This window comes from Teichococcus wenyumeiae (assembly GCF_003696345.1).
Lineage (GTDB): Bacteria > Pseudomonadota > Alphaproteobacteria > Acetobacterales > Acetobacteraceae > Pseudoroseomonas > Pseudoroseomonas wenyumeiae.
In genome coordinates this window covers 414913-438315 of sequence record NZ_RFLX01000001.1, presented here as the reverse complement: position 1 = coordinate 438315, position 23403 = coordinate 414913, and the positions used below count along the sequence as shown (strand labels likewise).

The following is a 23403-nucleotide window of genomic DNA, read 5'->3' as shown; positions in this document are numbered from 1 at the left end:
ATGCTAGGAGCCCGAGGGCAGGGCGGCCAGCACCTTCGCCACCGATCCGCCATGTCATTGAGCGCATGAATGATGAGTGTTGCGGCAGGCCATTTCCATTCCAGGCCCCGCCGCCCCAGATGCAAGGGCAACAGAGGTTGCCCCCATGACCGATCCTTCCCCCTTAGCCGCCCCGCTTTCCGCCGCTAGCATCACCCTGGCCGTGCGGGACCTGACCGGCACCGCCGGTTTCTACCAGCGCCTGCTGGGCCTGCGCCCGCTGCCTGGCCCCGCCCCCGGTCGCCTGACCCTGGCCGGCGATGGCCCGCTGCTGCACCTGGTGCATGCCCCCGACGCACGGCCGGAGAGCGGCCACGAGCCTGGCCTCTTCCACACTGCCTTTCTGCTGCCGGACCGCCTAGCCCTGGCCAACTGGCTGCACCATGCCGCCGCCATGGACGTGGAACTGCAAGGCGCCTCCGACCACGGCGTGAGCGAGGCGATCTACCTCTCGGACCCCGAGGGCAATGGCATCGAGGTCTATGCCGACCGCCCGAGCGCCCTCTGGCCACGCGCGGCGGATGGCAGCGGCATCGCCATGTTCACCCGGCGCCTGGATCTGCGCGGGCTGATGGCGGTGGCCACCGCCCATGGCCCGGCGCCGGAAGGCACCCGCATCGGCCATGTCCACCTGCGCGCCAACGACGTGCTGGCGGCCGAGGCCTTCTACACCTCCCTCGGCATGGCGGTGATGCAGCGCCTGCCGCAGGCCAGCTTCCTGTCCACCGGCGGCTACCACCACCATGTCGCCGTCAATACTTGGGCCAGCGGCGGCAGCCCGCGCCGCCCTGCGGGGCTGGCGGGCCTGCTGGAGATGGAACTGCGCGCGGCGGACCCGGAAACCTTCGCCCGCGTCGCGGCGGCGCTGCGGCAGGGCGGCACGGTGCTGGAGGAAGCGCCGGACCTGCTGCGGGCGGAGGACCCGGCCGGCAATGCCTTGCGCCTCAGCCTGGCGAGTGAACCGGCCCTGGCGTGATGGGCCACCGGGGCCAAGGGGGCGCCGCCCCCTTGGAACCCCCGCTGGGGTGACAGTGTCACCCCAGACCCCGCCATTTCTTGCTGTTTGTGACAGGGTGGTTCCGCCGAGGGCCCATGACCCTCGGCGACTGCCGCCTCGGCCTGTGCGACATTTTTTTGAAAGACGCTGTGCAGCGCGCCTGGGTGCTGAAGCGCGATAAAACCCGCAGCGGGGTCCGGGGTGGACTTTCCACCCCGGCGGGGGTCCAGGGGGTGGAGCCCCTTGGCCCCGGCTGCCGTTTCAGCGCATCGCCACCAGCACCGTCAGCGCCACGCATTCCCCCAGCACCGCGCCAGCACCCAGCACATCTCCGGTCTGCCCGCCGATCTGCCGCCCAGCCAGCCGTGCCAGCAGCAGCGTGGCCAGGGCGGTGCCCAGGATGGCCGCCATCGCCGCCATCGGCGGCAGCAACAGGGCGGCCGGCAACACGGCCAGGAGCAGGCCCAGCAACAGCGGCTTGCGGCCAGGGCGCCCCAGCCCGGCGGCCACGCCATCCGGCCGGGCGGGGGGCAGCAGGCGCAGCAGCCCCAGCGTGGCGCCGCGCCCCAGGGCAGCGGCGGCGGCGGTGGCGGCCAGCAGCGTGGCGGGCTGGGTGGGCAGGGCGGCCAGAGCGGTGGCGCGCAAGCCGAGCGCCAGCACCAGGGCCAGCACGCCATAGGAGCCGATGCGGCTGTCGCGCATGATCTCCAGCTTGCGGGCACGGTCGCGGCCACCGCCGAAGCTGTCGGCGGTATCGGCCAGCCCGTCCTCGTGGAAGCCGCCGGTCAGCAGCAGGGTGGCGGCGAGCGACCAGAGCGCCGCCACCGGGGGCGGCAGGCCCAGCCAGAGCCCGGCGGCCATCACCGCGCCCCCGGCGGCGCCGATGCCGAGCCCCACCAGCGGATAGGCCCAGATGCTGCGGGCGAAGCCGGCGGCGCTGTTGTGCTGCGGCAGCCAGCCGGTGGGCAGGCGCGTCAGCAGGCCCAGGGCGGCGGAGAAGTCCGCCAGCAGGCTACGCATCGCCCGCGGTGCTGACGCCGGCTTGCGCGAAAGTGGCCATGCCGGCGTGGCAGGCGAGCGCCGCGCGCAGGATGGGCACCGCCAGCGTGGCGCCCGAGCCCTCGCCCAGCCGCATGCCGAGGTCCAGCAGCGGCTGCATGCCCAGCCGGCCGATCAGCGCCTTGTGGCCATGTTCCGCCGAGGCATGGGCGATGATCGCGTGGTCCAGCCCGCCCCTGGCCAGCCGCGCCAGCGGGGCGGCGGCGGCGGTGCAGACGAAGCCATCCAGCAGCACCGGCACACGGTGGCGGCGCGCGGCCAGGGTGGCGCCCAGGATCGCCGCCGTCTCCCGCCCGCCCAGGCGGCGCGCGGCTTCCAGCGGGTCGCCCAGCGCGGCGCCATGGAAGGCGATGGCGGTGTCGATGGCCTCGCGCTTGCGGCGCAGCCCGGCATCGTCCACCCCAGTGCCGCGCCCGGCCCAGAAGGCGCCGAGGCTGGCGGCGCCATCGGCCCCGAACAGCGCCGCCGCCAGGGCGGCGCCGGCGGTGGTATTGCCGATGCCCATCTCGCCCAGGCAGAGCAGGTCCATCTCCGGCGCCACCGCGTCATGCCCGGCGGTGAAGGCGGCAAGGAACTCGGCCTCCGTCATCGCCGGGGCGGTGCAGAGATCGGCGGTGGGGTGCTCCAGCTCCAGCGGCACCACCTGCAAGGAGGCTCCGGCCACCGCCGCCAGCTGGTTGATGGCGGCGCCGCCCGCGGCAAAATTCGCCACCATCTGCGCCGTGACACTGGCCGGGAAGGGCGAGACGCCGCGTGCCACCACGCCATGGTTGCCGGCGAAGACCAGCACCGCCACGCGGTCCAGCCGTGGCATCTCCCGCCCCTGCCAGCGGCCGAGCCAGGCGGCCAGTTCTTCCAATCGCCCCAGGCTGCCCGGCGGCTTGGTCAGCTGCGCCTGCCGTGCCGCGATGGCCGCCGCCGCCGTGTCATCGCCCGGCAGCGGGGAGGCGCAAAGGGTGCGGATCTGGTCGAGGCTGTTCATGCGGCATCCTGACGCGCGATGACGTGGAAGAAACTGCCCGAAACCCGCCCGCGCCGGCCGCCGCCTGGCGGCAGGGCGGTGCCATGGGCATCCGCCAGCGCGGCCAGTGGCGCATCGGCGCCGGGGTCGGTGACGCTGGCATAATGGAATTCATGCCCCCGCAGCAGCGTGCCGGCGGGCCCCAGCGCGCAATCCGCCAGCAAGGTAGCCTGCCGGTAGCCCAGGTTCATGCGGCGCTTGGCAAAGCTGGTGCTGTGGCCGAGCAACCCGGCCATGGCGTGGTGGGTGCCCGAGGCATCTTCCAGCCCCTCTCCCAGCACCATGAAGCCGCCGCACTCGCCATGGATGCGGCCGGGAAAGGCGCGCAGGCCGCCGAGAAAACGCCCCGCCGCCGCCAGCCGCCCCGCATGCAGTTCCGGATAGCCGCCCGGCAGCCAGCAGGCATCGCAGCCCGGCGGCGGCGGCTCATCCGCCAAGGGCGAGAAGGGCAGGATCTCTGCCCCCGCCCGCCGCCAGCCGGCCAGCACATGCGGATAGACGAAGCCGAAGGCGGCATCGGAGGCCAGCGCCACCCGCTGCCCCGGCGGCGGCAGGGGGAGGGGCATCTCCGCCGCCCCCGCCAGCGGCTTTGCCAGCGCCTGGATGGCATCGAGGTCCAGATGCGCTTCCGCCAGATCGGCCAGCCGTTCCAGCAAGGCCGGCAGCCCTTCCAGCTCCCGCGCCTGCACCAGCCCCAGGTGGCGCTCCGGCACCGCGACGGCGGCCTCACGCGGCACGGCGCCCAGCACCGGGAGGCCCAGCGCCGCCATGGCCCCCGCCGCCCCCCCGCGGTGGCGCGGGCTGGCGAGCTTGTTCAGCACCACGCCGCCCACCCGCACCGCCGGGTGATGCGTGGCGAAACCCCGTGCCACCGCCGCCGCCGATTGTGACTGGCCCGAGACATCCAGCACCAGCAGCACCGGCACGCCCCAGCGCGCAGCGAGATCGGCGGCGCTGCCTTGGCGCCCTTCTTCCTCGCCCGCGCCATCGAAGAGGCCCATGGAAGCCTCGATGATCTTCAGCCCCTCGCCAGCCGCCAGGGCATCCAGCAGCGGAGGCGGCATGGCCCAGCTATCCAGGTTGGTGCTGGGGGCGCCGGTGGCGGCGGCATGGAAGGCGGGGTCGATGTAATCGGGGCCGGATTTGGCGGCATGCACCGCCACGCCCCGCCGTCTCAGCGCCGCCAGCAGCGCCAGGGTGATGGTGGTCTTGCCGGAACCCGAACGGGGCGCGGCGATGATGAGGGCGCGCTGTTGCGTCATGCCATGGCCAAGGGGGCGCCGCCCCCTTGGAACCCCCGCTGGGATGACAGTGTCACCCCAGACCCCGCCACAACGTTTCCCGTGAAACCTTTTTCTCTCTGGTTTCGAAATATCCTGTATTTCAGAGAATATTTTTTAAGATGCATGCCGTTGCCGCACTCAGGAACGGGGGCGAAGCGCGAATTCCAAGCGGGGTCCAGGGTGGACTTTCCACCCCGGTGGGGTCCAGGGGCAGCGCCCCTGGCCTGTCCTGGGGTTTTCATTTCGCCAGCTTCCCCCGCATCTCCACGACACCGCCGATCACGATCATCGCCGGCGAGGAAATGCCTTCTGTCCGCACGCGATTCAGCAATTCGCCCAGCGTGGTCACCACCACGCGCTGCCCTGGCAGGGTGCCGGATTCCACGGCGGCGGCGGGGGTGCCTGGGTTCATGCCGGCGGACAGCAGCGCATGGGCCGTCGCTTCCAGCCGGCGCAGCGCCATGTAGAGCACCAGGGGCTGGTTCAGCCGCGCCAGGGCGGCCCAGTCCAGTTCGCCTTCATGCCCGGGGGCGCCGTGGCCGGTGGCCAGCACCACTGCGTGGTTGATGCCGCGCATGGTGGCGGGGATGCCGGCGGCGGCCAGGGTGGCGAGGCCCGCCGTCAGGCCCGGCACTACGCGGAAGGGGATGCCGGCTTCGGCCAGGGCCAGGGCTTCCTCACCGCCGCGGCCGAAGACATAGGGGTCGCCGCCCTTCAGCCGCAGCACGCGGCGGTTCTGGCGGGCGAGGGTGATCAGCGTGGCGGTGATATCCGCCTGGGTGGAGGAAGGGCGGCCGCCGCGCTTGCCGGCGAAGACGCGTTCCGCCTGCGGTGCCAGGCCCAGCACGCGGGCATCCACCAGGTCGTCATGCACCAGCACCTCGGCCTGGGCCAGGGCGGCCAGGGCATCGAGGGTGAGCTGCCCCGGGTCGCCAGGCCCCGCGCCCACCAGCCAGACATGGCCGGGCAGCAGGCGCGGGGCGGGGGCGCCGAGCAGTTGTTCCAGCAGGCTGAGGCGGTCGGTCGTGGCGGTCATGGTCTGGCGGGGGTATAATCGGCGCCGTGCCACAGGCCGAGACCGAACAGAACGGGCCGCTGCGACGCGGCTGGACCACGGGCGCCTGCGCCACCGCAGCCGCCCGCGCGGCCTGGACGGCGCTGTTGACCGGCCACTTTCCCGACCCCGTCGAGATCCTGCTGCCGCGCGGGGAGCGCCCCTCCTTCGCCCTGGCGGAAACCGCGCTGGACGATGGCACAGCCATGGCGGCGGTGGTGAAGGATGCCGGGGACGACCCGGACGTGACCCATGGCGCGCTGGTGCGGGCCTGGGTGCGGCGCGGGGCGCCCGGCAGCGGCGTGGTCTTCGCGGCGGGGCCGGGTGTCGGCACCGTGACGCTGCCCGGCCTGCCGCTGCCGCCGGGGGAGCCCGCCATCAACCCGGTGCCGCGCGCCATGATCCGCGCGGCGCTCGAGGAGGTCTCGGGCGGCGCGGTGGATGCGCAGGTCACCATCGGCATCGACGATGGCGAGGAACTCGCGAAGCGCACCATGAACGGGCGCCTCGGCATCCTGGGCGGGCTCTCCGTGCTGGGGACGACGGGGATCGTGGTGCCCTATTCCTGCTCCGCCTGGATTCATTCCATCCAGCGCGGCGTGGATGTGGCGCGGGGGCTGGGGCTGCGGCATGTGGCCGGCGCCACGGGCGATGCCTCGGAACGCGCGGTGGCGCGCTTCCATCACCTGAGCGAGCAGGCGCTGATCGACATGGGCGATTTCGTCGGTGGCATGCTGAAATACCTGCGCGCGCATCCGGTGCCGCGCGTCACCGTGGCCGGTGGCATCGCCAAAATAACCAAGCTGGCGCAGGGGCGGCTGGACCTGCATTCGCGGCGCGGCACGGTGGACATGGCGGCCCTGGCCGCGCTGGCGCGGGAGATGGGCGGGGACGATGCCCTGGCCGCGCGCATCGCTGGCGCCAATACCACGCCGGAAGCCTTTGCCCATGCCGCGGCGGCCGGGCTGGCGCTGGGGGATGTGGTGGCCGGGCGTGCCCGTGCGGTGGCCGCGGATGTCATGGCCGGCAGCGGCATCGCGCTGGATGTGGCGATCTTTGACCGGGACGGCGAGCTGATCGGTCATGCCGGCCCGCCCCCCTCCTGACCGCCGCCACGGAAGCGGCGGACGTAATCGGTGCTGTAGAGGGCGCTTTCGGAAAAATCCTCGGCGGTAAGGGCGGGGCCGACCAGGATCAGCGCGGTGCGCTCGGCCGGGGCGGCGGCCATGATGGCGGCGATATCGGCCAGCGTGCCGCGCAGCACCCGCTCATCGGGCCAGGAGGCGCGCACCACCACGGCCACCGGGCAATCCGCGCCATAGAAGGGCGTGAGGCGCGCCACCACGGAATCCAGCGCATGGATGGCAAGGTGGATGGCCAGCGTGGCGCCGGTGGCGGCGAAAGCCTCCAGCGTCTCCCCCGGCGGCATGGCGCTGGCGCGGCCGGAGATGCGGGTCAGCACCAGGGATTGCGCCACGCGCGGCACCGTCAGTTCCTGCCCCAGCGCGGCGGCGGCGCCCGCGAAGGCCGGCACGCCCGGTGTGAGCGTATAGGGGATGCCGAGGCGCCGCAGCCGCCGCGTCTGCTCCGCCACGGCGGACCAGACCGAAAGGTCGCCGGAATGCAGCCGCGCCACATCCTGCCCGGCCTGGTGGGCGCGGAGGAATTCGGCCTCGATGGCTTCGAGGTCGAGGGAGGCGGTATCGACCAGCCGCGCGCCAGGCGGGCAATGCGCCAGCAGCGCCGTCGGCACGATGGAGCCGGCGTAAAGGCAGACCGGGCAGGCCGCCAGCAGGTCGCGCCCGCGCAGGGTGATGAGGTCGGCGGCGCCCGGCCCGGCGCCGATGAAATGCACGGTCATGCCGCGCTTCCTGCCGCGCCGGCGGCGGTGGCGCCAGCCCCGATGGCGCAGGTCACGCCCGCGCCGGAAATGCGTGGCCGCAGCAGCCGCGCGCCTTCCCCCGCCGCCGCCAGGGCGCAGGCCTCAGCCACCGAGGCGAGGCCGGTGGCCGCCAGCGCCGCTTCCGAGCGCGTGGGGCAGAGCGGCTGCACCCGTTCCAGCGTCGCCTGTTCCACGAAAACGAGCGGCAGGCCAAGCGTGGCGGCGGCTTGATGCAGCGCCGCCACATCCCGCCGGAAGGTGGGGGCGGCCAGATGCGTGACGGGCGGCTGGTCCTGCGCGGCCTGCCGCAGCAGGGCCAGGATAGCGGCTTCCTCCACAGCAGGGCGGCAGCCGAGGCCGGCGACGATCACGGCTTCACCGCCACCAGCTGTGTCACCGTCATGGCCGGGCGGAAGCCGTGGCGGTTGCCGATGGCATCCAGCCGCTCTACCCCGATGCGCGTCAGCCGGGCGCCGAGGCGGGCATGACTGGACAGCAACAGCGCCTCCGTCTCCACCGTCACGGCATTGGCCACCAGCCGGCCGCCGGGCTTCAGCGCCGCCCAGGCGCGCTCCAGCACCACCGCGTCGCAGCCGCCGCCGATGAAGATGGCATCCGGCGGTGGCAGGCCCTCCAGCCCCTCCGGCGCCCGCGCCTGTTCCAGCCGCAGCCCCGGCGTGCCGAGCGCCAGGGCATTGCGGAGCGCGCGGGCAGCGCGCTCGGCGCGCGGTTCCAGCCCGACGGCGCGGTTGGACGGGTGGCGCAGCAGCCATTCGATGGCCACCGAGCCGGAACCACAGCCGATATCCCAGAGCAGTTCCCCCTGCCGGGGCGCCAGGGCGGCCAGGGTGACGGCGCGAATTTCCGACTTGGTGATCTGCCCGTCGTGCTCGAAAAAGTTGTCCAGCAGGCCGGTGGAGAGCGGCAATACCCGCGCCCCCGGTTCCGCCACCACGTCCAGCGCCACCATGTTCAGCGCGGCGGGTTCCAACGCGAAAGCCGCCGCCGTGGTGCTGGCGATGCGCTCGCGCGGGCCGCCCAGGGCTTCCAGCACATGCAGGCGCGTCGGCCCGAAGCCGAGGCGCACCAGCATCGCCGCCAGCGCCGCCGGCGTCGCCGCATCGGCGGAGAGCGCCAGGATGCGCGCGCCAGGCTGCAACAGCGCCCGCACCGGCTCCAACGGCCGGCCGCAGAAGGAGATGGTGGCGCAATCCTGCGCCGCCCAGCCCAGCCGCGCGCACGCCAGGGCGAAGGCCGAGGGCGCGGGGATGCAGAGCATCTCCTCCCGCCGCACCAACTCTGCCAGCACGCTGCCGACGCCGAAGCAGAAGGGATCGCCCGACGCCAGCACCACCGTGGGCCGGGGCCGGCAGGCCAGCAGGTCCGGATAGGCAGAGGCCATCGGGCTGGGCCAGGGCCGCGCTTCCCCGCCGATCAGTTCTTCCGCCAGCGACAGATGCCGCCTTCCGCCATAAACCACCTCCGCCCCGCGCAGCAGCCCGCGTGCGGCGGCCGAAAGCCCGTTTACCCCATCCTCCCCGATCCCCAGGATGGTCAGCCAGTGCGAGGAGTTCATCGACATTGAAGGTGCTTCTGCTGGGCGGAACAACGGAAGCCTCGGCGCTGGCGCGGCTGCTGGCGGCGGATGCGCGCTTCACCGCCACGCTGTCCCTGGCCGGGGCCACTCGCGCGCCGCGCCCGCAGCCGCTGCCCTGGCGCATCGGCGGCTTCGGCGGCATCGAGGGCCTGCGCCGCTACCTGGCGGAAGAGCGCGTCGACCTGCTGGTGGACGCCACCCATCCCTTCGCCGCGCAGATGACGCGCCATGCCCAGGCCGCCGCCGGCGCCACGCCGCTGTTGCGCCTGGAACGCCCTGCCTGGACACCCGCCCCCGGCGACACCTGGCTGCCGGTGCCCGACATGTCCGCCGCCGTCCGTACCCTGGGCGAGGCACCCCGCCGCGTGCTGCTGACCATCGGCCAGAAGGAGCTGGCGCCCTTCCGCGCTGCGCCCTGGCACCATTACGTCATCCGCAGCGTGGACCCGCCGGACCCTGCCAGCCTGCCGCCGGGCGCCGAGGTGATCACCGCCACCGGCCCCTTCGCGCTGGAAGCCGAGCGCGCCCTGCTGGAGCGCCACGGCATCGAGGTGATCGTCACCAAGAATTCCGGCGGCACTGCCACGGCGGCCAAGCTGGCGGCGGCGCGGGAGCGGGGCATCCCTGTAGTGATGATGGAACGGCCTATCCCCCCGCCGGACCTGGAGAGGGTGCCGGATGCGGAGGGCGCGATGCGCTGGCTGCTGCGGTATCTTTGAATGACTGGCCGGGGCCAGAGAGGGCGCTGCCCTCTCTGGACACACCCGCTGGGGTGACAGTGTCACCCCAGACCCCGCCGTTACTTTGCGGGCGGGATTGGCCCTCGGGGCCTGTGGATTCTTTCTGTGTATAATGTGGATATCGCTGGGGGCACTGCCCATCCCGCCGCCTGGGTGCTGCAAAAAACCCGAAGCGGGGTCCGGGGTGGACTTTCCACCCCGGCGGGGCGTCCAGAGGGGCGGAGCCCCTTTGGCCACGGTTTCCCGCCTCATGACGCCGGCACCGAGCGCGGCGAATAGACCCAAGGCGCCGCGCCGCCCGGCCGGGGCAGCAGCCGCGTCGCGGCGGTGCCCACCATCACCAGGGTGCGCATATCGGCCAGGGCAGGGTCGGCTTCCGCCAGGGTGGTGACCGTGATGCGCTCATCCGGCCGGGTGACGGCGGTGGCGAAGATCACGGGCACCGTGCCCGGCAGGTGCTGCCGCAGCAGCGTGAAGGCGGCGCCGAGCTGCCAGGGCCGGGCGCGGGAGAGCGGGTTGTAGAGCGCCATCACGAAGCCGCCGAGCGCCGCCGCCAGCAGGCGGTGCTGGATGACCTCCCAAGGCTTCAGGTTGTCGGAAAGCGAGATGGCGCAGAAATCGTGGCCCAGCGGCGCACCGATGCGCGCGGCGGCGGCGAACATGGCGGAAATGCCGGGCAGCACGCGGATGTCCAGCGCCCGCCAGGCGGGGTCGCCGGCCTCCAGTGCCTCAAAGACCGCGCTGGCCATGGCGAAGACGCCGGCATCGCCGCCGGAGACCACGGCGACCCTGGCGCCGGCCTCCGCCAGTTGCAGCGCATGGCGGGCGCGGTCCAACTCCACGCGGTTGTCGGAAGCGTGGCGGTAGAGGCCGGGGCGGTGCGGCACGCGGGCGACATAGGGGGCGTAGCCGACGAGGTCGGTGGCCTCGGCCAGCGCGGCCTCCACTTCCGGGGTGCGCTGGGCGGGGGAGCCGGGGCCGAGGCCGATAACGGTGAGGCTGCCCGGGTTCAGCATCGCGGGTCCTGGCGGCCGGGGATCAGCAGCAGGGAGAAATAGGGCGCGGGGCTGTCGTCGCGCCCGGCCAGCGGGACGGCATGGCCGCCTTCCATGGTGCCGCGCTCAACATAAAGGGCGCGGGCGGTGAGGCCGAGTTCGTCCAGGATGCCGCGCAGGCGGGGCAGGTGGCGGCCAAGCTTCATGACCACGGCGGCATCGGCCTGTTGCAGGCGGGTGCGGAGGCTGTCGCTGTCCATGGTGGCGGGCAGCACCAGCAGGGTGTCGTCGCCATGCACCATGGGGGCCTCGGCCACCGACCAACAGCCGGACATGGCCGTGATGCCGGGCACCACCTGCACCGGGTGGCGGTGGCGCAGCCGGTCGAAGGGATACATGGCGGAGCCGTAGAGGAAGGGATCGCCCTCGCACAGCAGGGCCACGTCCTGGCCGGCGGCGAGGCAGGCGGAAAGGGTCTCGGCGCAGCGGTCGTAGAAGGCGCCCATTTCCGGGAAGTAGCGCGGGTCCGTCACCGGCAGGTCCATGGTGAAGGGGTAGTCGAAGCGCAGTTCCTCGGCCGCCGGGTTCAGGTGCGGGGCGGCGATGCCGCGCGCATGGCCGGTGCGGCCGCGCTTGGCGAAATGCGCGAAGACCGGCGCGGCGCCCAGGATGCGCGCCGCCTTCAGCGTCACCAGTTCCGGGTCCCCGGGGCCAAGGCCGAGGATATGCAGGGTGCCGGAGGTCATTCGGCTTCGCTCGCCAGGGCATTGATGGCGGCCACTGTCATGGCGCTGCCGCCGAGCCGCCCTTCCACGATCATCCAGGGAATCCGGTTATCTTCCGCCAAGGCCTGCTTGGATTCCGCGGCGCCGACAAAGCCCACCGGCAGGCCGATGACGGCGGCCGGCGGTGGCGCGCCACGGTCCAGCAGGTCGAGCAGATGGAACAGCGCGGTGGGGGCATTGCCGATGGCGACCACGGCGCCGCCCAGCTTCTCCCCCCACAATTCCAGCGCGGCCGCCGAGCGGGTATTGCCGATGCCTTTTGCCAGTTCCGGCACGCGCGGGTCATCCAGCAGGCAGAGCACTTCGTTGTTGGCGGGCAGGCGCGGGCGGGTGATGCCATGCGCCACCATCTTGGCATCGCAGAGGACGGGCGCGCCGCGCAGCAGCGCCGCCCGCGCGGCATCGGCGAAGCCGGGCGCGAAGCGGATGCGCTGGGCCACTTCCACCATGCCGCAGGCGTGGATGACGCGCACGGCGACGCGGGCTTCCGCCGTGCTGAAGCCGATGAGGTCGGCCTCGGCGCGGATGGTGGCGAAGGACTGCCGGTAGATGGCGGCGCCGTCCTTGATGTAGTTGCTGCGCGTGGTCATGGTCGCTGGAGCACCGCCAAGGCTTGTTCGAGGGTCAGGCCGGCGGCGGCTGGCCTGTCGCCGGCGCGGCCGTCGCGGATGATGGCATAGCCATCCGGGCCGCCCACCAGCGTGGCGGGTGCCGGGCCCGGATGCGCACAGCCTTTGGCGCAGCCGGAGAGATGCAGCAAGCCCGGCAGGCCGGCCGCCGCCACCCGCGCCGCCGCCGCGCGGGTGTCGATAAAGGCGCTGGCGCAGCCCGGCGCGCCGGTGCAGGAGGCGATGCGCAGGCGCGGGTCCTCCGGCGCCAGAATCAGCCCCAGGGCGGCGGCGGGCGCCGCATCCTCCACACCCGGCAGCAGGAGGGTGCGCCAGGGGGTGAGGCGCAGGGTGCCGTCGCCCTGTTGTTCCGCGAGACCGGCCAGGGCCGCGAGCTGTTCCGCGCGCAACTGCCCGAAGGGGGCCGCCACGCCCAGCACCTGCCCAGGCAGCAGGCCCACCGCGATGGGCGGCGCGGGGCGTGGTGTCAGGTCCGGGGCGGCTTCCAGCCCGCAGGCGGCCAGGATGGCCTGGGCGCCCTGCGCTGCCACGGCCTGCCGCATCCGCCGCGCCGGGGCGAGCGTGGTGAAGTGGCGCGCCAGGGCGGTGGCGGCGGCCACGGCTTCGGCCGGGGCGCAATGCGCCATGGCATCCCCGCCGCCCAGGCGCAGTTCCACCCATGCGCCGGTGTGGCGCAGCATGATATCGGCGCCCTCGCCGGCCAGCGGCAGGCGGCCGCCGCCATCGACCAGCAGGCCGAACTTGCCGGGCAGCGCGGGCCATTCGGCCATGGCCGCCGGCAAGGCTTCCACCAGTTCGGCGGTGCCGGGGGCGATGTCCGGGTCATGGCCCAGCAGCGGCGGCGCCAGCAGGTTGCGGTTGCGCTCCACCGCCGGGTCGGGATGCGCGAGGCCGGCGGCAACCATGGCATTGGCGAAAGCCACTGCACTGGCGCCGGAGAACCCGCGCGGCTGCAAGTTGCCGCGTTGCGTCAGGTCGATGGCGCCATTGCCATGACGCGCCGCTTCCCGCGCGATGATGCGGGCCTGTTCCGCCCCGAGGCAGGCGGCATACGGCTTGATGCGCGACAGCCAGCCGTCGCCGGAACGCATGGGCTCATGGAGGCTGGGGCACCAGCCGCGCGCCAGGGCCGTCATGCTTCCAGCTCCGCCGCGACGCTGTTGCGGCGTGGCTGCCAGAGGCCCTGGCGCAGCGCGGCGGCGAAGGCCTGGCGCATGCCGGCCAGGGCTTCGGGATTCTCCCGTTGCAGGAAGGCCAGGACATCGGGCGTGCCCAGCGTGGCCTCGAAGATCAGGTCGAACTGCCGGTCCAGCCGCGTGGGCAGGGTGGCGGCGAAGGCATGCAGGCTGTGCAGCGGCCGTGCGATCTCGGCGGCGCCGCGATAGCCATGGCGCATCATGCCGCCGATCCAGGCCGGATTGACGGCACGGGCGCGCACCACGCGGGCGATCTCTTCCTCCAGAGCGCGGCTGCGCGGGGCCTCGGGCCTGCTGGTATCCAGGTGGTACAGCGCGGGGGCGGCGCCCAGCACGCGTGCCGCCGCCGCGAAGCCGCCTTCATGCGCGGCGAAATCGGGGCTGTCGAGCAGGTCGGTCTCGGCATGGTCCTGGCTGTGCAGGAAGGCATCGGCGGTGCGGATGCGCTCGGCCAGGCTGCCCGCGAGCGGCGCCCCCTCCAGCCCCTGGCCATAGGCGCTGGCGGAAGCGGCGAGATAGGCCGCGCCGCTTTCCTTCCAGTTGCCGCCAGCGACATCCATGTCCAGACCATAGGTGCCCGGCGCCGCGCCGAAGATGCGGGCGGTGGCCTGTCGCAGCGCATCGCCGGAGAGGCCTCGCGCGGTGCCGGCCAGCGGGTTCCAGTCGGCGGCCTCGTCCCTGGCGGCCACGGCGCGCACGGCCTGGTCGAAGAGCGCGATCTGACTCGCGAAGGTGTCGCGGAACAGGCCGGAGATGCGCAGCGTGACATCGATGCGCGGCCGGTCCAGCAGCGCCAGGGGCAGGATCTCCGTGCCCGTGACGCGGGCGGAGCCGCTGTCCCAGAGCGGGCGGACACCCAGCAGCACCAGGGCCAGGGCGAGGTCCTCGCCGCCGGTGCGCAACGTGGTGCTACCCCAGAGGTCCAGCACCAGGGCGCGCGGATATTCGCCATGGTCCTGCAAGTGGCGGCGCAGCAGTTCGGCGGCGGCTTTTTCGGCCAGCAGCATGGCGGAACGGCTGGGAATGCCGCGCGGGTCCACGGCATAAAGGTTGCGCCCGGTGGGCAGTACATCGGCACGGCCGCGCGTTGGCGCGCCGGCGGGGCCGGGGGCGATGAAGCGTGCATCCAGCGCCGCCAGGACGGCATTGCGCTCCGCCTCGGCGCAGACATCAAGGCGGGCGGCAAGGTCCGGCGTGTCCGGGTTCGCGGTTTGCAGGGCGGCCAGCAGCGCGTCGCGCCCGGCGGGTGGGCGGCCCAGCACATGCAGCCCCTCGCGGATCTGCATTTCCTTGACGTCGCAGAGCCAGGCATCAAGCTTCGCCAGCGTTTCCTCTTCCGGCAGGCCGGGGGGGATGGCGCTTTCGGCCAGCAATCCGGTGTCCTGCGCGCGGGCCAGGATGTCGCGACGGAGCAGGGCGGTGCGCCGCGCATCCAGCCCATCGGCGGCGGCATATTCGTCGATCAGCCGTTCCAGCTCGGCGGCGGCGCCGTGGTGGCCGGCGGATTTCAATGGTGGCGTCAGATGGCCGATGGTCACAGCGCCCAGGCGGCGGCGGGCGAAGGCGGCCTCGCCAGGGTTGTTGACAATGAAAGGGTAGATCACCGGCAGGCCGCGCGTCAGCGCCGCCGGGGCGCAGCTTTCCGACAGTGCCACCGCCTTGCCCGGCAGCCATTCCAGCGAGCCATGCGTGCCGAGATGCAGCAGGGCATGCGCGCCGAATGCCTCCCGCAGCCAGAGATAGAAGGCGATGAAGGCATGGCGCGGTGGCAGGCTGGGGTCGTGATGCGTGGCGCGGCGATCGGCCTCTCGTCCACGGTCGGGTTGCACGGCCAGCAGCATGTGGCCGATGCGCAGGTGCCGCAGCGCGAAGCCGGTTGGGGTGAGGGCGGGGTCCTGTTCTGGCGCGCCCCAGGCGGCTTCCACCGCTTCGCGCAGCGCGGCAGGCACCGTGGCGAAAAGCGCTGCGTAATCACGTAAGTTCAGGAATGCGGTAGGCGGCGCGGCGGTCAGGGCACGGGTCAGCGCAGCGGCATCCAGCGCCTCCGTGCCATAGCCGGCGCTGCACAGATCCTCCAGCAGCGCGGCGAGAGATGCGAAGGAGTCCAGGCCCACCGCATGACCAACCTGCCCGCTGCCGGCCACGCCGGGATAGTCGGAGAGGATGATGGCGAGGCGCCGCGCGGCCGGCGGCGTGGCGCGGAGCAATGCCCAGCCCGCCGCGCGGTCTGCGGCCAGGGCGATGCCGGCTTCGAAAGGTTGCAGCCGAGTTGGGGAAAAATCCAGGCCAGGCAGCGGCGCGGCTTCCGCCTTGAAGCCGATGATGGTGGTGGGCAGCCGCCCGTCCAGTTCCGGCAGCACGACCTGCATGGCGAGATCGGCCTGCGACAGGCCGCGCGAGGAAGCCTCCCAGGCCGCGTGGGGCGCACCGGAGAGCATCAGTTGCAGCACCGGCGCACCGGCGGCATCCAATGGCGAGGCGCCCTCCTGCCGCGCGGAAAAGGCCGTGGCATTCAGCACCACCGCCGGGCGCAGCTGCGCCAGTTCGGTGGCGATGAAGCGTGCGGCTTCCGCATCCTTCAGGCTGACGGCAAAGAAGCCGCGTGGGTTCAGTCCGCGCGCTGACAGAGCTTTTGCCAAGTCCCGCATCGGCGCGACGTCATCGGCCAGCAGGTGTGAGCGGTAGAAGACCAGCGCGGCATCCGGCCCATCGGCGGTGATGCCGAAGTCATGGCACCCGAAGGCGGGCAGGGGCGGTGGGTCGGCGGCGGGCGCCGTACCTAGCCCGGCGGATGCGGCAGCCAGTTGCAGCGCCGCCGCCCAATGCGCGGCACCGCCATGGCGGCAGCAGGCTTCCAGCCGCGCCAGCAGCGCCGGTTCCATGGTGGAGAGTTCGGCCAGCCGCGTATCCGGCCGGCCTTCTCCAGGCAGCAGCGCCAGGGGAATGCCGCGCGCGCGGCAGAGCGCTGCCACTTCCTCGGCGCCGTAGCGCCAGTAGTCCAACCCGCCCAGCAGGCGGATGATCACAACGCGGGATTCCGCCAGCACCTGCTCGGCGTAAAGGTCCACCGACATGGGGTGGCGCAGCTTTGCGAGACTGGCCAGCCGCAGCGTCGGGCGCGGCTCCGGCAGCGCGGCCCAGCCCGCCGCCGCCGCCGAAAGGTCGCTGTCGCTGAAGGAGAGCAGCACCAGGTCTGCCGGCGCGTGGCCGAGGTCCACCGCCTGCTCGGCGGCGTCCAGGCTCAACGTTTCGCGCGGCAGCAGGTGCATGGCGCTATCCGGCGATGGCGGCGGCGATGGCCGCCTTGTCCAGCCCGGCCTGGCCGATCACCACCAGCTGGCCATCCCGTGCCTCGCCCGGCGCCCAGGCGCGGTCGAAATGGTGGCGGAAGCGGGTGCCGACGCCCTGCACCGCCAGGCGCATCGGCTTGCCGGGCAAGCTCGAAAAGCCCTTCATGCGCAGGATGTCGAACTCGCCTGCGATCTTCGAGAGCTTTTCCAACAGCGCCTCGGCGCTCGCCGCTTCCGGCATGGGCACGACAAAACTGTCGAAATCGTCGTGCTCGTGGTCATCCGCGCCATCGTGGTGCGAGGGACGGGCGGCGAGGTCGTCTTCCGCCGCGGCGCCCAGGCCCAGCAGCACGGCGATGTCCAGCGCGCCTTCCCGCGCCGCGACCACTTTGACCTGCCGGGGAAGATGAGACGCGATCTCGGCCCGCAGCTTTGCCACGGCGGCCTCATCCAGCAGATCCGCCTTGTTCAGCACCACGAGGTCGGCGGCGCCGAGCTGGTCCTCGAAGACCTCGGCCAGCGGGTTGTCGTGGTCCAGGTTGTCGTCGGCGGCGCGCTGGGCTTCCACCGCCGCCGGGTCGTCGGCGAAGCGGCCATCGGCCACGGCGGGGCCATCCACCACCGTCACCACGCCATCCACCGTGACGCGGGAGCGGATGCCGGGCCAGTTGAAAGCCTTGATCAGCGGCTTCGGCAGCGCGAGGCCGGAGGTCTCGATCAGGATGTGCTCGGGTGGCTCGGGCCGGTCCAGCAGCGCGGTCATGGTGGGCAGGAAGTCGTCGGCCACGGTGCAGCAGATGCAGCCATTGGCGAGTTCGACGATGTTGTCTTCCTCGCAGCCCGGGATGCCGCAGGACTTCAGCAGGTCGCCATCGATGCCGAGGCTGCCGAATTCATTGACGATGATGGCGATGCGCCGCCCCGCCGCCTGAGACATCACATGCCGCACCAGCGTGGTCTTTCCCGCGCCGAGAAAGCCGGTGACGATGGTGGCCGGCACCTTTTCGAGTTTGCTCACGACTGGGGCTCCGTCAGGGAAGGAAGGCGGCCGAGCACGACCGAACGCAGGGAAGGAGGGCGGCGGGAGGGCAGCACCGCCCCGTTGCCGCTGGCGGCATAGGCGGCGCCATAGGTCAGCAGGTCCTCGGCATGGGACAGGTCGAGCCGCCCCAGCAGGTAGCCCCACTTGCCCGGCGCCGTCATGGCGGCGGTGCAGCCGTGGTCGCAGGCGGCCATGCATTTCACGGGGCGCAGCTCCACCGGCGGCGCCGGATGGGCGGCAAGCGCCTCGGCCACGGCATCATGCAGGTGGCGGCCGGGCGGCACCTCGCCCTCCGCCAGCGGATTTCCGGCACGGCAAGTGGTGCAGACATGCAGCACGGGCTTGGCTTCGGCCTCAGGCAAGGCAGGCACCTCCAGCATCCGGGGTGCCGACCGCCCATGGCGCGCGAGCGCATGGGTCGACGCCAGGCCATGCCGGGCGCCGCTGCCACTCCGGGGCACCCCGCCCGGCGGCACGATCTCGATGGGCGATGGCAGGTCTCCTGGCTCGTGGATCAGGCGCGGCCCGCCGGCCTTCCCGGAAGTCGCCTTCCAGTGGCCGCAGCGGCGGGACGCTCTCCACTTACAGTTGCGGGGGCAGCCGCGGCGTTGCACCGCGTTCCCTTTTCACCTTCCTCGCGGAAGGACCATCAATGGCTTGTGGTTAGGCTGTGCGCGGGGCGGAAGTCAAACGGGGAGTGGCCACCGGGGCCAAAGAGGGCTCCGCCCTCTCTGGACACACCCGCCGGGGTGGAAAGTCCACCCCGGACCCCGCTTCGAGTTTTCCGGAGCTGGAGGGTCGTGGTGTTGAAACGTCCTGATGCCGCAATCGCTGGAGGCGGACAGCCGCGCCACACGTTCAAAACAGATGGCGGGGTCTGGGGTGACACTGTCACCCCAGCGGGGTCCAGGGGCAGCGCCCCTGGGCTTCAGCCTTCCTTCGCGTCCCGGAAATAGGGCTCGACCGGGCCCATCACCTTCATGGTCAGCGGCTTGCCCTTGCGGTCCACGCCCTTGCCGACGGCCAGGCGCACCCAGCCTTCGCTGACGCAATATTCCTCGACATTGGTCTTCTCGACGCCCTTGAAGCGGATGCCGATGCCGCGGTTCAGGATTTCCTCGTTGAAGAAGGGGCTGGCGGGGTCGTTGGAGAGGCGGTCGGGCGGGGTATCGGACATGGCGGGGGCTCCCTGGGTCTGGTGGGGGTGATAGCCAGCCCGGGCGGCTTTCGGCTAGTCCTGGCTGCCATGAGCATCACCCTGGTCCTGGGCGGCGCGCGGTCCGGCAAGTCCCGCCATGCCGAGGCGCTGCTGGCCCGCCATCCTTCCCCCTGGGTCTATCTGGCCACCGCCGAGGCCTGGGATGAGGAGATGCGCGCCCGCATCGCCGAGCACCGTGTCCGGCGGGACGGGCGCTGGCGGACGGTGGATGCGCCGCTGGACCTGCCGGCGGCGCTGGCCACGCCGCAGCCGGTGCTGGTGGATTGCCTGACGCTCTGGCTGACCAACCTGATGCTGGGCAAGCATGACGTGGAGGCCGCGACAACGGCGCTGGAGGCCGCGCTGCGCGCCCGTGCCGCGCCCACGGTGCTGGTGGCCAATGAAGTGGGGCTCGGCATCGTGCCGGAGAGCGCGCTGGGCCGGGCCTTCCGGGACAGGGCGGGGGTGCTGAACCAGCGCGTGGCGGCGGTGGCCGACCATGTGCATTTCATCGCTGCCGGGCTGCCGCTGCTGCTGAAGGGAGAATTGCCGTGACCGAGGATGCCGAAGCCGCCCGCCACCGGGAGAAGATGCAGAAGCGCAAGGCGGTGCAGGATGCCGAGGTGGCGGGCAAGACCGTCGAGAAGGGCCTGCTGATGGTCCATACCGGCGCCGGCAAAGGCAAGAGCACGGCGGCCTTCGGGCTGGCGCTGCGGATGCTGGGGCGTGGGCGCCAAGTGGGCGTGGTGCAGTTCATCAAGGGCGCCTGGAGCACCGGCGAGCGTGGGCCGCTGGAAGCCATGCCCGGCCTGGAATGGCACAGCATGGGCGAGGGCTTCACCTGGGAGACCCAGGACCGGGAGCGTGACGTTGCCGCCGCCCGCCGCGCCTGGGAGAAGGCGCTGGAGTTGATGGCGCGCCCTGGCCTCGGCCTGCTGGTGCTGGACGAGTTGTGCATCGCGCTGCGCTACGACTACCTGCCGGTGGAGGAGGTGGTGGCGGCGCTGGTGGCGCGGCCGCCGGGGCTGCACGTGGTGGTGACGGGACGCAATGCCCCGCCGGCGCTGGTGGAGGCCGCCGACCTCGTGACCGAGATGAAACTGGTGAAGCACCACTTCGCGGCGGGCGTGAAGGCGCAGGAAGGCATCGAATTCTGATGGCGCGCGCGCTGATGCTGCAAGGCACCGGCAGCAGCGTCGGCAAGTCGCTGCTGGTGGCCGGGCTGGCGCGGGCTCTGGTGCTGCGCGGGCTGCGGGTACGGCCTTTCAAGCCGCAGAACATGTCCAACAACGCCGCCGTCACGCCCGATGGTGGCGAGATCGGCCGTGCCCAGGCCTTGCAGGCGCGGGCTGCCCGCGTGGCGCCCAGCGTGCACATGAACCCGGTGCTGCTGAAGCCGCAAAGCGAGATCGGCGCCCAGGTGGTGGTGCAGGGCCGCGTGCATGCCACGGCGCGCGCGCGCGAATACCAAAGCATGAAGCCCTCGTTGCTGCCCTTCGTGCTGCAAAGCTTTTCGAAGCTGCGCGAGGAAGCCGATATCGTGCTGGTGGAAGGCGCGGGCTCCGCTTCCGAGATCAATCTGCGCGCGGGCGACATCGCCAATATGGGCTTCGCGCGCGCGGCGGACGTGCCGGTGGTGCTGGTGGGGGATATCGACCGAGGCGGCGTAATCGCCAGCCTCGTCGGTACGCGGAATGTCGTGGCCGAAGAGGATGCGGCGATGATCCGCGGCTTCATCGTCAACCGGATGCGTGGCGATCTTTCGCTCTTTGCCGATGGCATGGCCGAGATCGCGCGCCGTACCGGCTGGGCCCCGCTAGGGCTGGTGCCCTTCTTCGACGATGCCCGCCGACTGCCGGCCGAGGATGCGCAGGACCTGCTGGACAGCATCCCCCCGCCGCGCCCCGGCCGCCCCTGCGTGGCCGTGCCGCTGCTGCCGCGCATCTCCAACTTCGACGACCTGGACCCGCTGGCGGCCGAGCCCGGCATCGACCTGCGCCTGCTGCGCCCCGGCCAGCCCATCCCGGCCGAGGTGGCGCTGGTGGTGCTGCCTGGCTCCAAGGCCACGCTGGCCGATCTCGCGGCGCTGCGACGGGAGGGGTGGGACATCGACATCCTGGCGCATCACCGGCGTGGTGGCGCGGTGCTGGGGCTTTGCGGCGGCTACCAGATGCTGGGCACCCGTATCGCCGACCCCGAGGGTGTAGAAGGCCCGCCAGGAGAAGCGCCGGGCCTCGGCCTGCTGGACGTGGAAACGGTGCTGGCGGGGGAAAAGCGGCTGGAGGCGGTGCAGGGCGCTTCCCTGCCCGATGCCGTGCCTTTCGCGGGCTATGAGATGCATATCGGCCGCACCAGCGGGCCGGACACGGCGCGGCCTTTCCTGCGGCTGGCGGATGGCAGACTGGATGGCGCCACATCACCCGATGGGCGTGTGGTCGGCACCTACGCACATGGGCTGTTCGAGCATGACGCGCAGCGGGCGGCCTGGCTGGCCCGCCTTGGCGCCCCTGCCGCGCCACGCAACCATGAGGCGGAGGTGGAAGCCACGCTGGATGCGCTGGCGGCGCATCTGGAGCGCCATGTGGATGTGGATGCGCTGCTGGCGCTGGCGCGGTGAAGGCTGGGGAATGAATTCCCCAGACCCCATCTTCTTTTTGTCAGTTTGAGGTTGGCGCCAGGAAGTCGAAGAAGAAAGACCGGGGAATTCATTCCCCCAGCCTTTCTTATTCCTTCACCGCCCCGGTAAGCGACGAGACGTAATAGTCCACGAAGAACGAATAGAAGATCGCGACGGGCAGCGAGCCCAGCAGCGACCCCGCCATCAGCGCGCCCCACTGGTACACGTCGCCCTGCACCAGTTCGGTGAGGATGGCGACGGGCACGGTCTTGTTCTCCGAGGAGGAGATGAAGGCGAGCGCGTAGATGAACTCGTTCCAGGACAGGGTGAAGGAGAAGATGCCGGCGCTGATCAGCCCCGGCACCGCCAGCGGCAGCGTGATCTGCCGCAGGATCTGCAACCGGGTGGCGCCGTCGATCAGCGCGCATTCTTCCAGCTCGTAGGGGATGGATTTGAAATAGCCGATGAGCAGCCAGGTGCAGAAGGGGATCAGGAAGGTCGGGTAGGTCAGGATCAGCGCGAAAGGGCTGTCGAAGAGGCCGAGCTGGAAGACCATGCTGGCCAGCGGGATGAAGAGGATCGAAGGCGGCACAAGATAGGCGATGTAGATCGCGAGCCCCACATAGGCCGAGCCCTTGAAGCGCAGCCGCTGGATGGCATAGGCCGCCAGCACCGAGGCCACCAGCGACAGCGCCGTGGCGCAGACCGCGATGAGCATGGTGTTGAAGAGCCAGTGCGGATAGCTGGTCTCGAAGAGCAGCTTCTTGATATTGGCCAGCGTCGGATTCACGACCCAGAAGGGGCTGTAGTTCTTGTAGTCATACAGCTCCGCATTGGGTTTGAAAGTCGTCACCGTCATCCAATAGAAGGGGAAGAGCAGGATGACGACGAAGCAGATCATCGGCAGGTAGACGGTCACCACCCGCCGCTGGCTGGACTGCCAGGAGAGGGCGGCGCCTTCTTCGGTGGAGGCGGCCTTACTCATTGTCTTCCCCCTGCTGCCACTTGCGGCGGGCAAGGGCGAAATAGCTGAACAGCGTGGCCAGGATCAGGAACGGGATCATCGAGACGGCGATGGCCGCGCCCTCGCCCAGTTGCCCGCCGGGGATGCCGCGCTGGAAGGCCAGCGTCGCCATCAGGTGGGTGGAGTTGATCGGCCCGCCGCGCGTGATGGCATAGACCAGCTGGAAATCCGTGAAGGTGAAGAGCACGGAGAAGGTCAGCACCACCGCCAGGATCGGCATCAGCAGCGGCGCCGTGATGCGCGTGAAGCGCTGCCAGGACGATGCGCCATCCAGCAGGGCGGCCTCGTAGAGCGAGGGCGAGATGGTCTGCAGCCCGGCCAGCAGGCTGATGGCGACAAAGGGGATGCCGCGCCAGACATTGGCGAAGACCAGCGACCAGCGGGCGGCCCAGGGCGTGCCCAGGAAGTCGATGTAATGGTCCATCAGCCCGAGCTTATCGACCAGCACATAGGAAATGATCGAGAACTGGGCGTCGAACATCCACCAGAAGGCGATGGCGGAGAGCACCGTCGGCACGATCCAGGGCAGCAGGATGACCGCGCGCAACAGCGACTTGAAGGGCAGGTTCTCGTTCAGCAGCAGCGCCAGCCAGAGGCCGAGGGCGAATTTCAGCACCGTGGCCACCGCCGTATAGAAGACGGTGTAGAAGACGGCGCCCCAGAAGACGCGGTCGTACCAGAGGGATTCGAAATTCTCGAAGCCGATGAAAGAGCCGCCGCGGCCGATATGGGTATCGGTGAAGGCCAGCCAGATGCCGAGGCCGAGCGGATAGGTCAGGAAGACCAGCAGCAGACCCAGCGCCGGGGTCAGGCAGGCGACGACCAGGAAGGCCTTGGAATCGAATAGCCGCGCCAGCCAGCCCTGCGTCACCTGCGGGCGTCGCCAGGGGGTGGCGGGTTCGGTCGCGCTCACGGACATGGTTCAGGAATCCTCCGCCTCCGCCATGGGGCTTTC

The 23403-nt window shown here is 71.5% G+C and carries 23 protein-coding genes and 1 riboswitch; of the genes, 6 read left to right on the top strand and 17 right to left on the bottom strand.

Features of this window, described 5'->3' with window-relative positions:
• Nucleotides 1-145 precede the first annotated feature (145 nt).
• On the top strand, nt 146-1015 hold the full coding sequence (locus EBE87_RS01990; protein ID WP_120640591.1) for a VOC family protein: 870 nt from the start codon (nt 146-148) through the stop codon (nt 1013-1015).
• Between the two features lie 282 nt (nt 1016-1297).
• On the opposite strand, the gene cobS is transcribed toward EBE87_RS01990, so the two are convergent.
• The 4 genes from cobS to cobA form a co-directional block, all read right to left on the bottom strand.
• A complete protein-coding gene (gene cobS / locus EBE87_RS01985) occupies nt 1298-2056 on the bottom strand; it encodes an adenosylcobinamide-GDP ribazoletransferase (protein ID WP_122139841.1) in 759 nt (252 codons plus the stop codon).
• Complete coding sequence (gene cobT / locus EBE87_RS01980; protein WP_122139840.1) at nt 2049-3077, bottom strand: nicotinate-nucleotide--dimethylbenzimidazole phosphoribosyltransferase; 1029 nt, start codon at nt 3075-3077, stop codon at nt 2049-2051. The genes cobS and cobT overlap by 8 nt, the downstream gene beginning before the upstream one ends.
• A complete protein-coding gene (locus EBE87_RS01975; protein ID WP_120640935.1) occupies nt 3074-4378 on the bottom strand; it encodes a cobyrinate a,c-diamide synthase in 1305 nt (434 codons plus the stop codon). The genes cobT and EBE87_RS01975 overlap by 4 nt, the downstream gene beginning before the upstream one ends.
• Before the next feature lie 259 nt (nt 4379-4637).
• Entirely contained in the window at nt 4638-5435 is a 798-nt protein-coding gene (gene cobA / locus EBE87_RS01970; RefSeq protein ID WP_120640936.1) for a uroporphyrinogen-III C-methyltransferase, read from the bottom strand.
• A gap of 26 nt (nt 5436-5461) precedes the next feature.
• Between cobA and EBE87_RS01965 the strand changes: the two genes are divergently transcribed.
• The gene (locus EBE87_RS01965) at nt 5462-6559 is read left to right on the top strand and encodes a cobalt-precorrin-5B (C(1))-methyltransferase (RefSeq protein WP_233553471.1); all 1098 of its coding nucleotides are present in this window, start codon (nt 5462-5464) and stop codon (nt 6557-6559) included.
• Here EBE87_RS01965 and cobM read toward each other — a convergent pair.
• Genes cobM through cbiE form a run of 3 tightly spaced genes read right to left on the bottom strand, consistent with a single transcriptional unit; the run spans nt 6535 to nt 8917 of the window.
• The gene (gene cobM, locus EBE87_RS01960; RefSeq protein ID WP_120640938.1) at nt 6535-7314 is read right to left on the bottom strand and encodes a precorrin-4 C(11)-methyltransferase; all 780 of its coding nucleotides are present in this window, start codon (nt 7312-7314) and stop codon (nt 6535-6537) included. The two genes, EBE87_RS01965 and cobM, sit on opposite strands and share 25 nt — an antisense overlap.
• A complete protein-coding gene (locus EBE87_RS01955; protein WP_122139839.1) occupies nt 7311-7706 on the bottom strand; it encodes a cobalamin biosynthesis protein in 396 nt (131 codons plus the stop codon). The genes cobM and EBE87_RS01955 overlap by 4 nt, the downstream gene beginning before the upstream one ends.
• Nucleotides 7703-8917 (bottom strand): precorrin-6y C5,15-methyltransferase (decarboxylating) subunit CbiE, encoded by a 1215-nt coding sequence (gene cbiE, locus EBE87_RS01950; RefSeq protein ID WP_120638853.1) that lies wholly within the window; start codon nt 8915-8917, stop codon nt 7703-7705. Before cbiE ends, EBE87_RS01955 begins: the two co-directional genes overlap by 4 nt.
• On the opposite strand from cbiE, the gene EBE87_RS01945 reads away from it, so the two are divergent.
• Nucleotides 8917-9651, top strand: a complete 735-nt coding sequence (locus tag EBE87_RS01945; protein WP_120638852.1) for a cobalt-precorrin-6A reductase — start codon at nt 8917-8919, stop codon at nt 9649-9651. The genes cbiE and EBE87_RS01945 overlap by 1 nt on opposite strands.
• A 269-nt stretch (nt 9652-9920) precedes the next feature.
• On the opposite strand, the gene cobJ is transcribed toward EBE87_RS01945, so the two are convergent.
• The 8 genes from cobJ to EBE87_RS01905 form a co-directional block, all read right to left on the bottom strand.
• The gene (cobJ, locus tag EBE87_RS01940) at nt 9921-10688 is read right to left on the bottom strand and encodes a precorrin-3B C(17)-methyltransferase (protein ID WP_120638851.1); all 768 of its coding nucleotides are present in this window, start codon (nt 10686-10688) and stop codon (nt 9921-9923) included.
• Nucleotides 10682-11413: a precorrin-2 C(20)-methyltransferase gene (locus EBE87_RS01935; protein ID WP_120638850.1), complete on the bottom strand. Its 732-nt coding sequence runs from the start codon at nt 11411-11413 to the stop codon at nt 10682-10684. The genes cobJ and EBE87_RS01935 overlap by 7 nt, the downstream gene beginning before the upstream one ends.
• On the bottom strand, nt 11410-12042 hold the full coding sequence (locus EBE87_RS01930; RefSeq protein ID WP_120638849.1) for a precorrin-8X methylmutase: 633 nt from the start codon (nt 12040-12042) through the stop codon (nt 11410-11412). Before EBE87_RS01930 ends, EBE87_RS01935 begins: the two co-directional genes overlap by 4 nt.
• Nucleotides 12039-13217 (bottom strand): precorrin-3B synthase, encoded by a 1179-nt coding sequence (gene cobG / locus EBE87_RS01925; RefSeq protein WP_120638848.1) that lies wholly within the window; start codon nt 13215-13217, stop codon nt 12039-12041. Before cobG ends, EBE87_RS01930 begins: the two co-directional genes overlap by 4 nt.
• Nucleotides 13214-16546 carry a cobaltochelatase subunit CobN gene (gene cobN / locus EBE87_RS01920; protein ID WP_120638847.1) on the bottom strand — a complete coding sequence of 1111 codons (3333 nt, stop codon included), beginning with the start codon at nt 16544-16546 and terminating at the stop codon, nt 13214-13216. Before cobN ends, cobG begins: the two co-directional genes overlap by 4 nt.
• A 4-nt stretch (nt 16547-16550) precedes the next feature.
• Complete coding sequence (gene cobW, locus EBE87_RS01915; protein WP_120638846.1) at nt 16551-17585, bottom strand: cobalamin biosynthesis protein CobW; 1035 nt, start codon at nt 17583-17585, stop codon at nt 16551-16553.
• The gene (locus EBE87_RS01910; protein WP_120638845.1) at nt 17582-17989 is read right to left on the bottom strand and encodes a DUF1636 family protein; all 408 of its coding nucleotides are present in this window, start codon (nt 17987-17989) and stop codon (nt 17582-17584) included. Before EBE87_RS01910 ends, cobW begins: the two co-directional genes overlap by 4 nt.
• A 95-nt stretch (nt 17990-18084) precedes the next feature.
• Nucleotides 18085-18275, bottom strand: a riboswitch (cobalamin riboswitch).
• Between the two features lie 262 nt (nt 18276-18537).
• Entirely contained in the window at nt 18538-18786 is a 249-nt protein-coding gene (locus tag EBE87_RS01905) for a DUF3297 family protein (protein ID WP_120638844.1), read from the bottom strand.
• A 69-nt stretch (nt 18787-18855) separates the two neighbouring features.
• On the opposite strand from EBE87_RS01905, the gene cobU reads away from it, so the two are divergent.
• From cobU to EBE87_RS01890, 3 genes are read left to right on the top strand one after another with little or no spacing between them, the layout of a single operon-like run.
• Nucleotides 18856-19362 carry a bifunctional adenosylcobinamide kinase/adenosylcobinamide-phosphate guanylyltransferase gene (cobU, locus tag EBE87_RS01900; RefSeq protein WP_199707455.1) on the top strand — a complete coding sequence of 169 codons (507 nt, stop codon included), beginning with the start codon at nt 18856-18858 and terminating at the stop codon, nt 19360-19362.
• Nucleotides 19359-19964 (top strand): cob(I)yrinic acid a,c-diamide adenosyltransferase, encoded by a 606-nt coding sequence (gene cobO, locus EBE87_RS01895; RefSeq protein ID WP_120638843.1) that lies wholly within the window; start codon nt 19359-19361, stop codon nt 19962-19964. Before cobU ends, cobO begins: the two co-directional genes overlap by 4 nt.
• A complete protein-coding gene (locus tag EBE87_RS01890; RefSeq protein WP_199707453.1) occupies nt 19964-21424 on the top strand; it encodes a cobyric acid synthase in 1461 nt (486 codons plus the stop codon). The genes cobO and EBE87_RS01890 overlap by 1 nt, the downstream gene beginning before the upstream one ends.
• 106 nt (nt 21425-21530) lie before the next feature.
• On the opposite strand, the gene EBE87_RS01885 is transcribed toward EBE87_RS01890, so the two are convergent.
• Both EBE87_RS01885 and EBE87_RS01880 read right to left on the bottom strand, forming a co-directional pair.
• The gene (locus tag EBE87_RS01885) at nt 21531-22409 is read right to left on the bottom strand and encodes a carbohydrate ABC transporter permease (protein ID WP_120638842.1); all 879 of its coding nucleotides are present in this window, start codon (nt 22407-22409) and stop codon (nt 21531-21533) included.
• Complete coding sequence (locus EBE87_RS01880) at nt 22402-23367, bottom strand: carbohydrate ABC transporter permease (RefSeq protein WP_120638841.1); 966 nt, start codon at nt 23365-23367, stop codon at nt 22402-22404. The genes EBE87_RS01885 and EBE87_RS01880 overlap by 8 nt, the downstream gene beginning before the upstream one ends.
• Nucleotides 23368-23403: the final 36 nt, after the last annotated feature.

Coding starts and splice junctions, on each gene's coding strand:
- EBE87_RS01880 (WP_120638841.1), bottom strand. CDS start 23,367: ATGTCCGTGAGCGCGACCGAACCCGCCACCCCCTGGCGACGCCCGCAG.
- cobJ (WP_120638851.1), bottom strand. CDS start 10,688: ATGCTGAACCCGGGCAGCCTCACCGTTATCGGCCTCGGCCCCGGCTCC.
- cobG (WP_120638848.1), bottom strand. CDS start 13,217: ATGACGGCCCTGGCGCGCGGCTGGTGCCCCAGCCTCCATGAGCCCATG.
- EBE87_RS01990 (WP_120640591.1), top strand. CDS start 146: ATGACCGATCCTTCCCCCTTAGCCGCCCCGCTTTCCGCCGCTAGCATC.
- EBE87_RS01935 (WP_120638850.1), bottom strand. CDS start 11,413: ATGACCTCCGGCACCCTGCATATCCTCGGCCTTGGCCCCGGGGACCCG.
- cobT (WP_122139840.1), bottom strand. CDS start 3,077: ATGAACAGCCTCGACCAGATCCGCACCCTTTGCGCCTCCCCGCTGCCG.
- cobM (WP_120640938.1), bottom strand. CDS start 7,314: ATGACCGTGCATTTCATCGGCGCCGGGCCGGGCGCCGCCGACCTCATC.
- EBE87_RS01885 (WP_120638842.1), bottom strand. CDS start 22,409: ATGAGTAAGGCCGCCTCCACCGAAGAAGGCGCCGCCCTCTCCTGGCAG.
- EBE87_RS01930 (WP_120638849.1), bottom strand. CDS start 12,042: ATGACCACGCGCAGCAACTACATCAAGGACGGCGCCGCCATCTACCGG.
- EBE87_RS01910 (WP_120638845.1), bottom strand. CDS start 17,989: ATGCTGGAGGTGCCTGCCTTGCCTGAGGCCGAAGCCAAGCCCGTGCTG.
- cobA (WP_120640936.1), bottom strand. CDS start 5,435: ATGACCGCCACGACCGACCGCCTCAGCCTGCTGGAACAACTGCTCGGC.
- EBE87_RS01975 (WP_120640935.1), bottom strand. CDS start 4,378: ATGACGCAACAGCGCGCCCTCATCATCGCCGCGCCCCGTTCGGGTTCC.
- EBE87_RS01890 (WP_199707453.1), top strand. CDS start 19,964: ATGGCGCGCGCGCTGATGCTGCAAGGCACCGGCAGCAGCGTCGGCAAG.
- cobN (WP_120638847.1), bottom strand. CDS start 16,546: ATGCACCTGCTGCCGCGCGAAACGTTGAGCCTGGACGCCGCCGAGCAG.
- cbiE (WP_120638853.1), bottom strand. CDS start 8,917: ATGTCGATGAACTCCTCGCACTGGCTGACCATCCTGGGGATCGGGGAG.
- EBE87_RS01905 (WP_120638844.1), bottom strand. CDS start 18,786: ATGTCCGATACCCCGCCCGACCGCCTCTCCAACGACCCCGCCAGCCCC.
- cobS (WP_122139841.1), bottom strand. CDS start 2,056: ATGCGTAGCCTGCTGGCGGACTTCTCCGCCGCCCTGGGCCTGCTGACG.
- cobU (WP_199707455.1), top strand. CDS start 18,856: ATGAGCATCACCCTGGTCCTGGGCGGCGCGCGGTCCGGCAAGTCCCGC.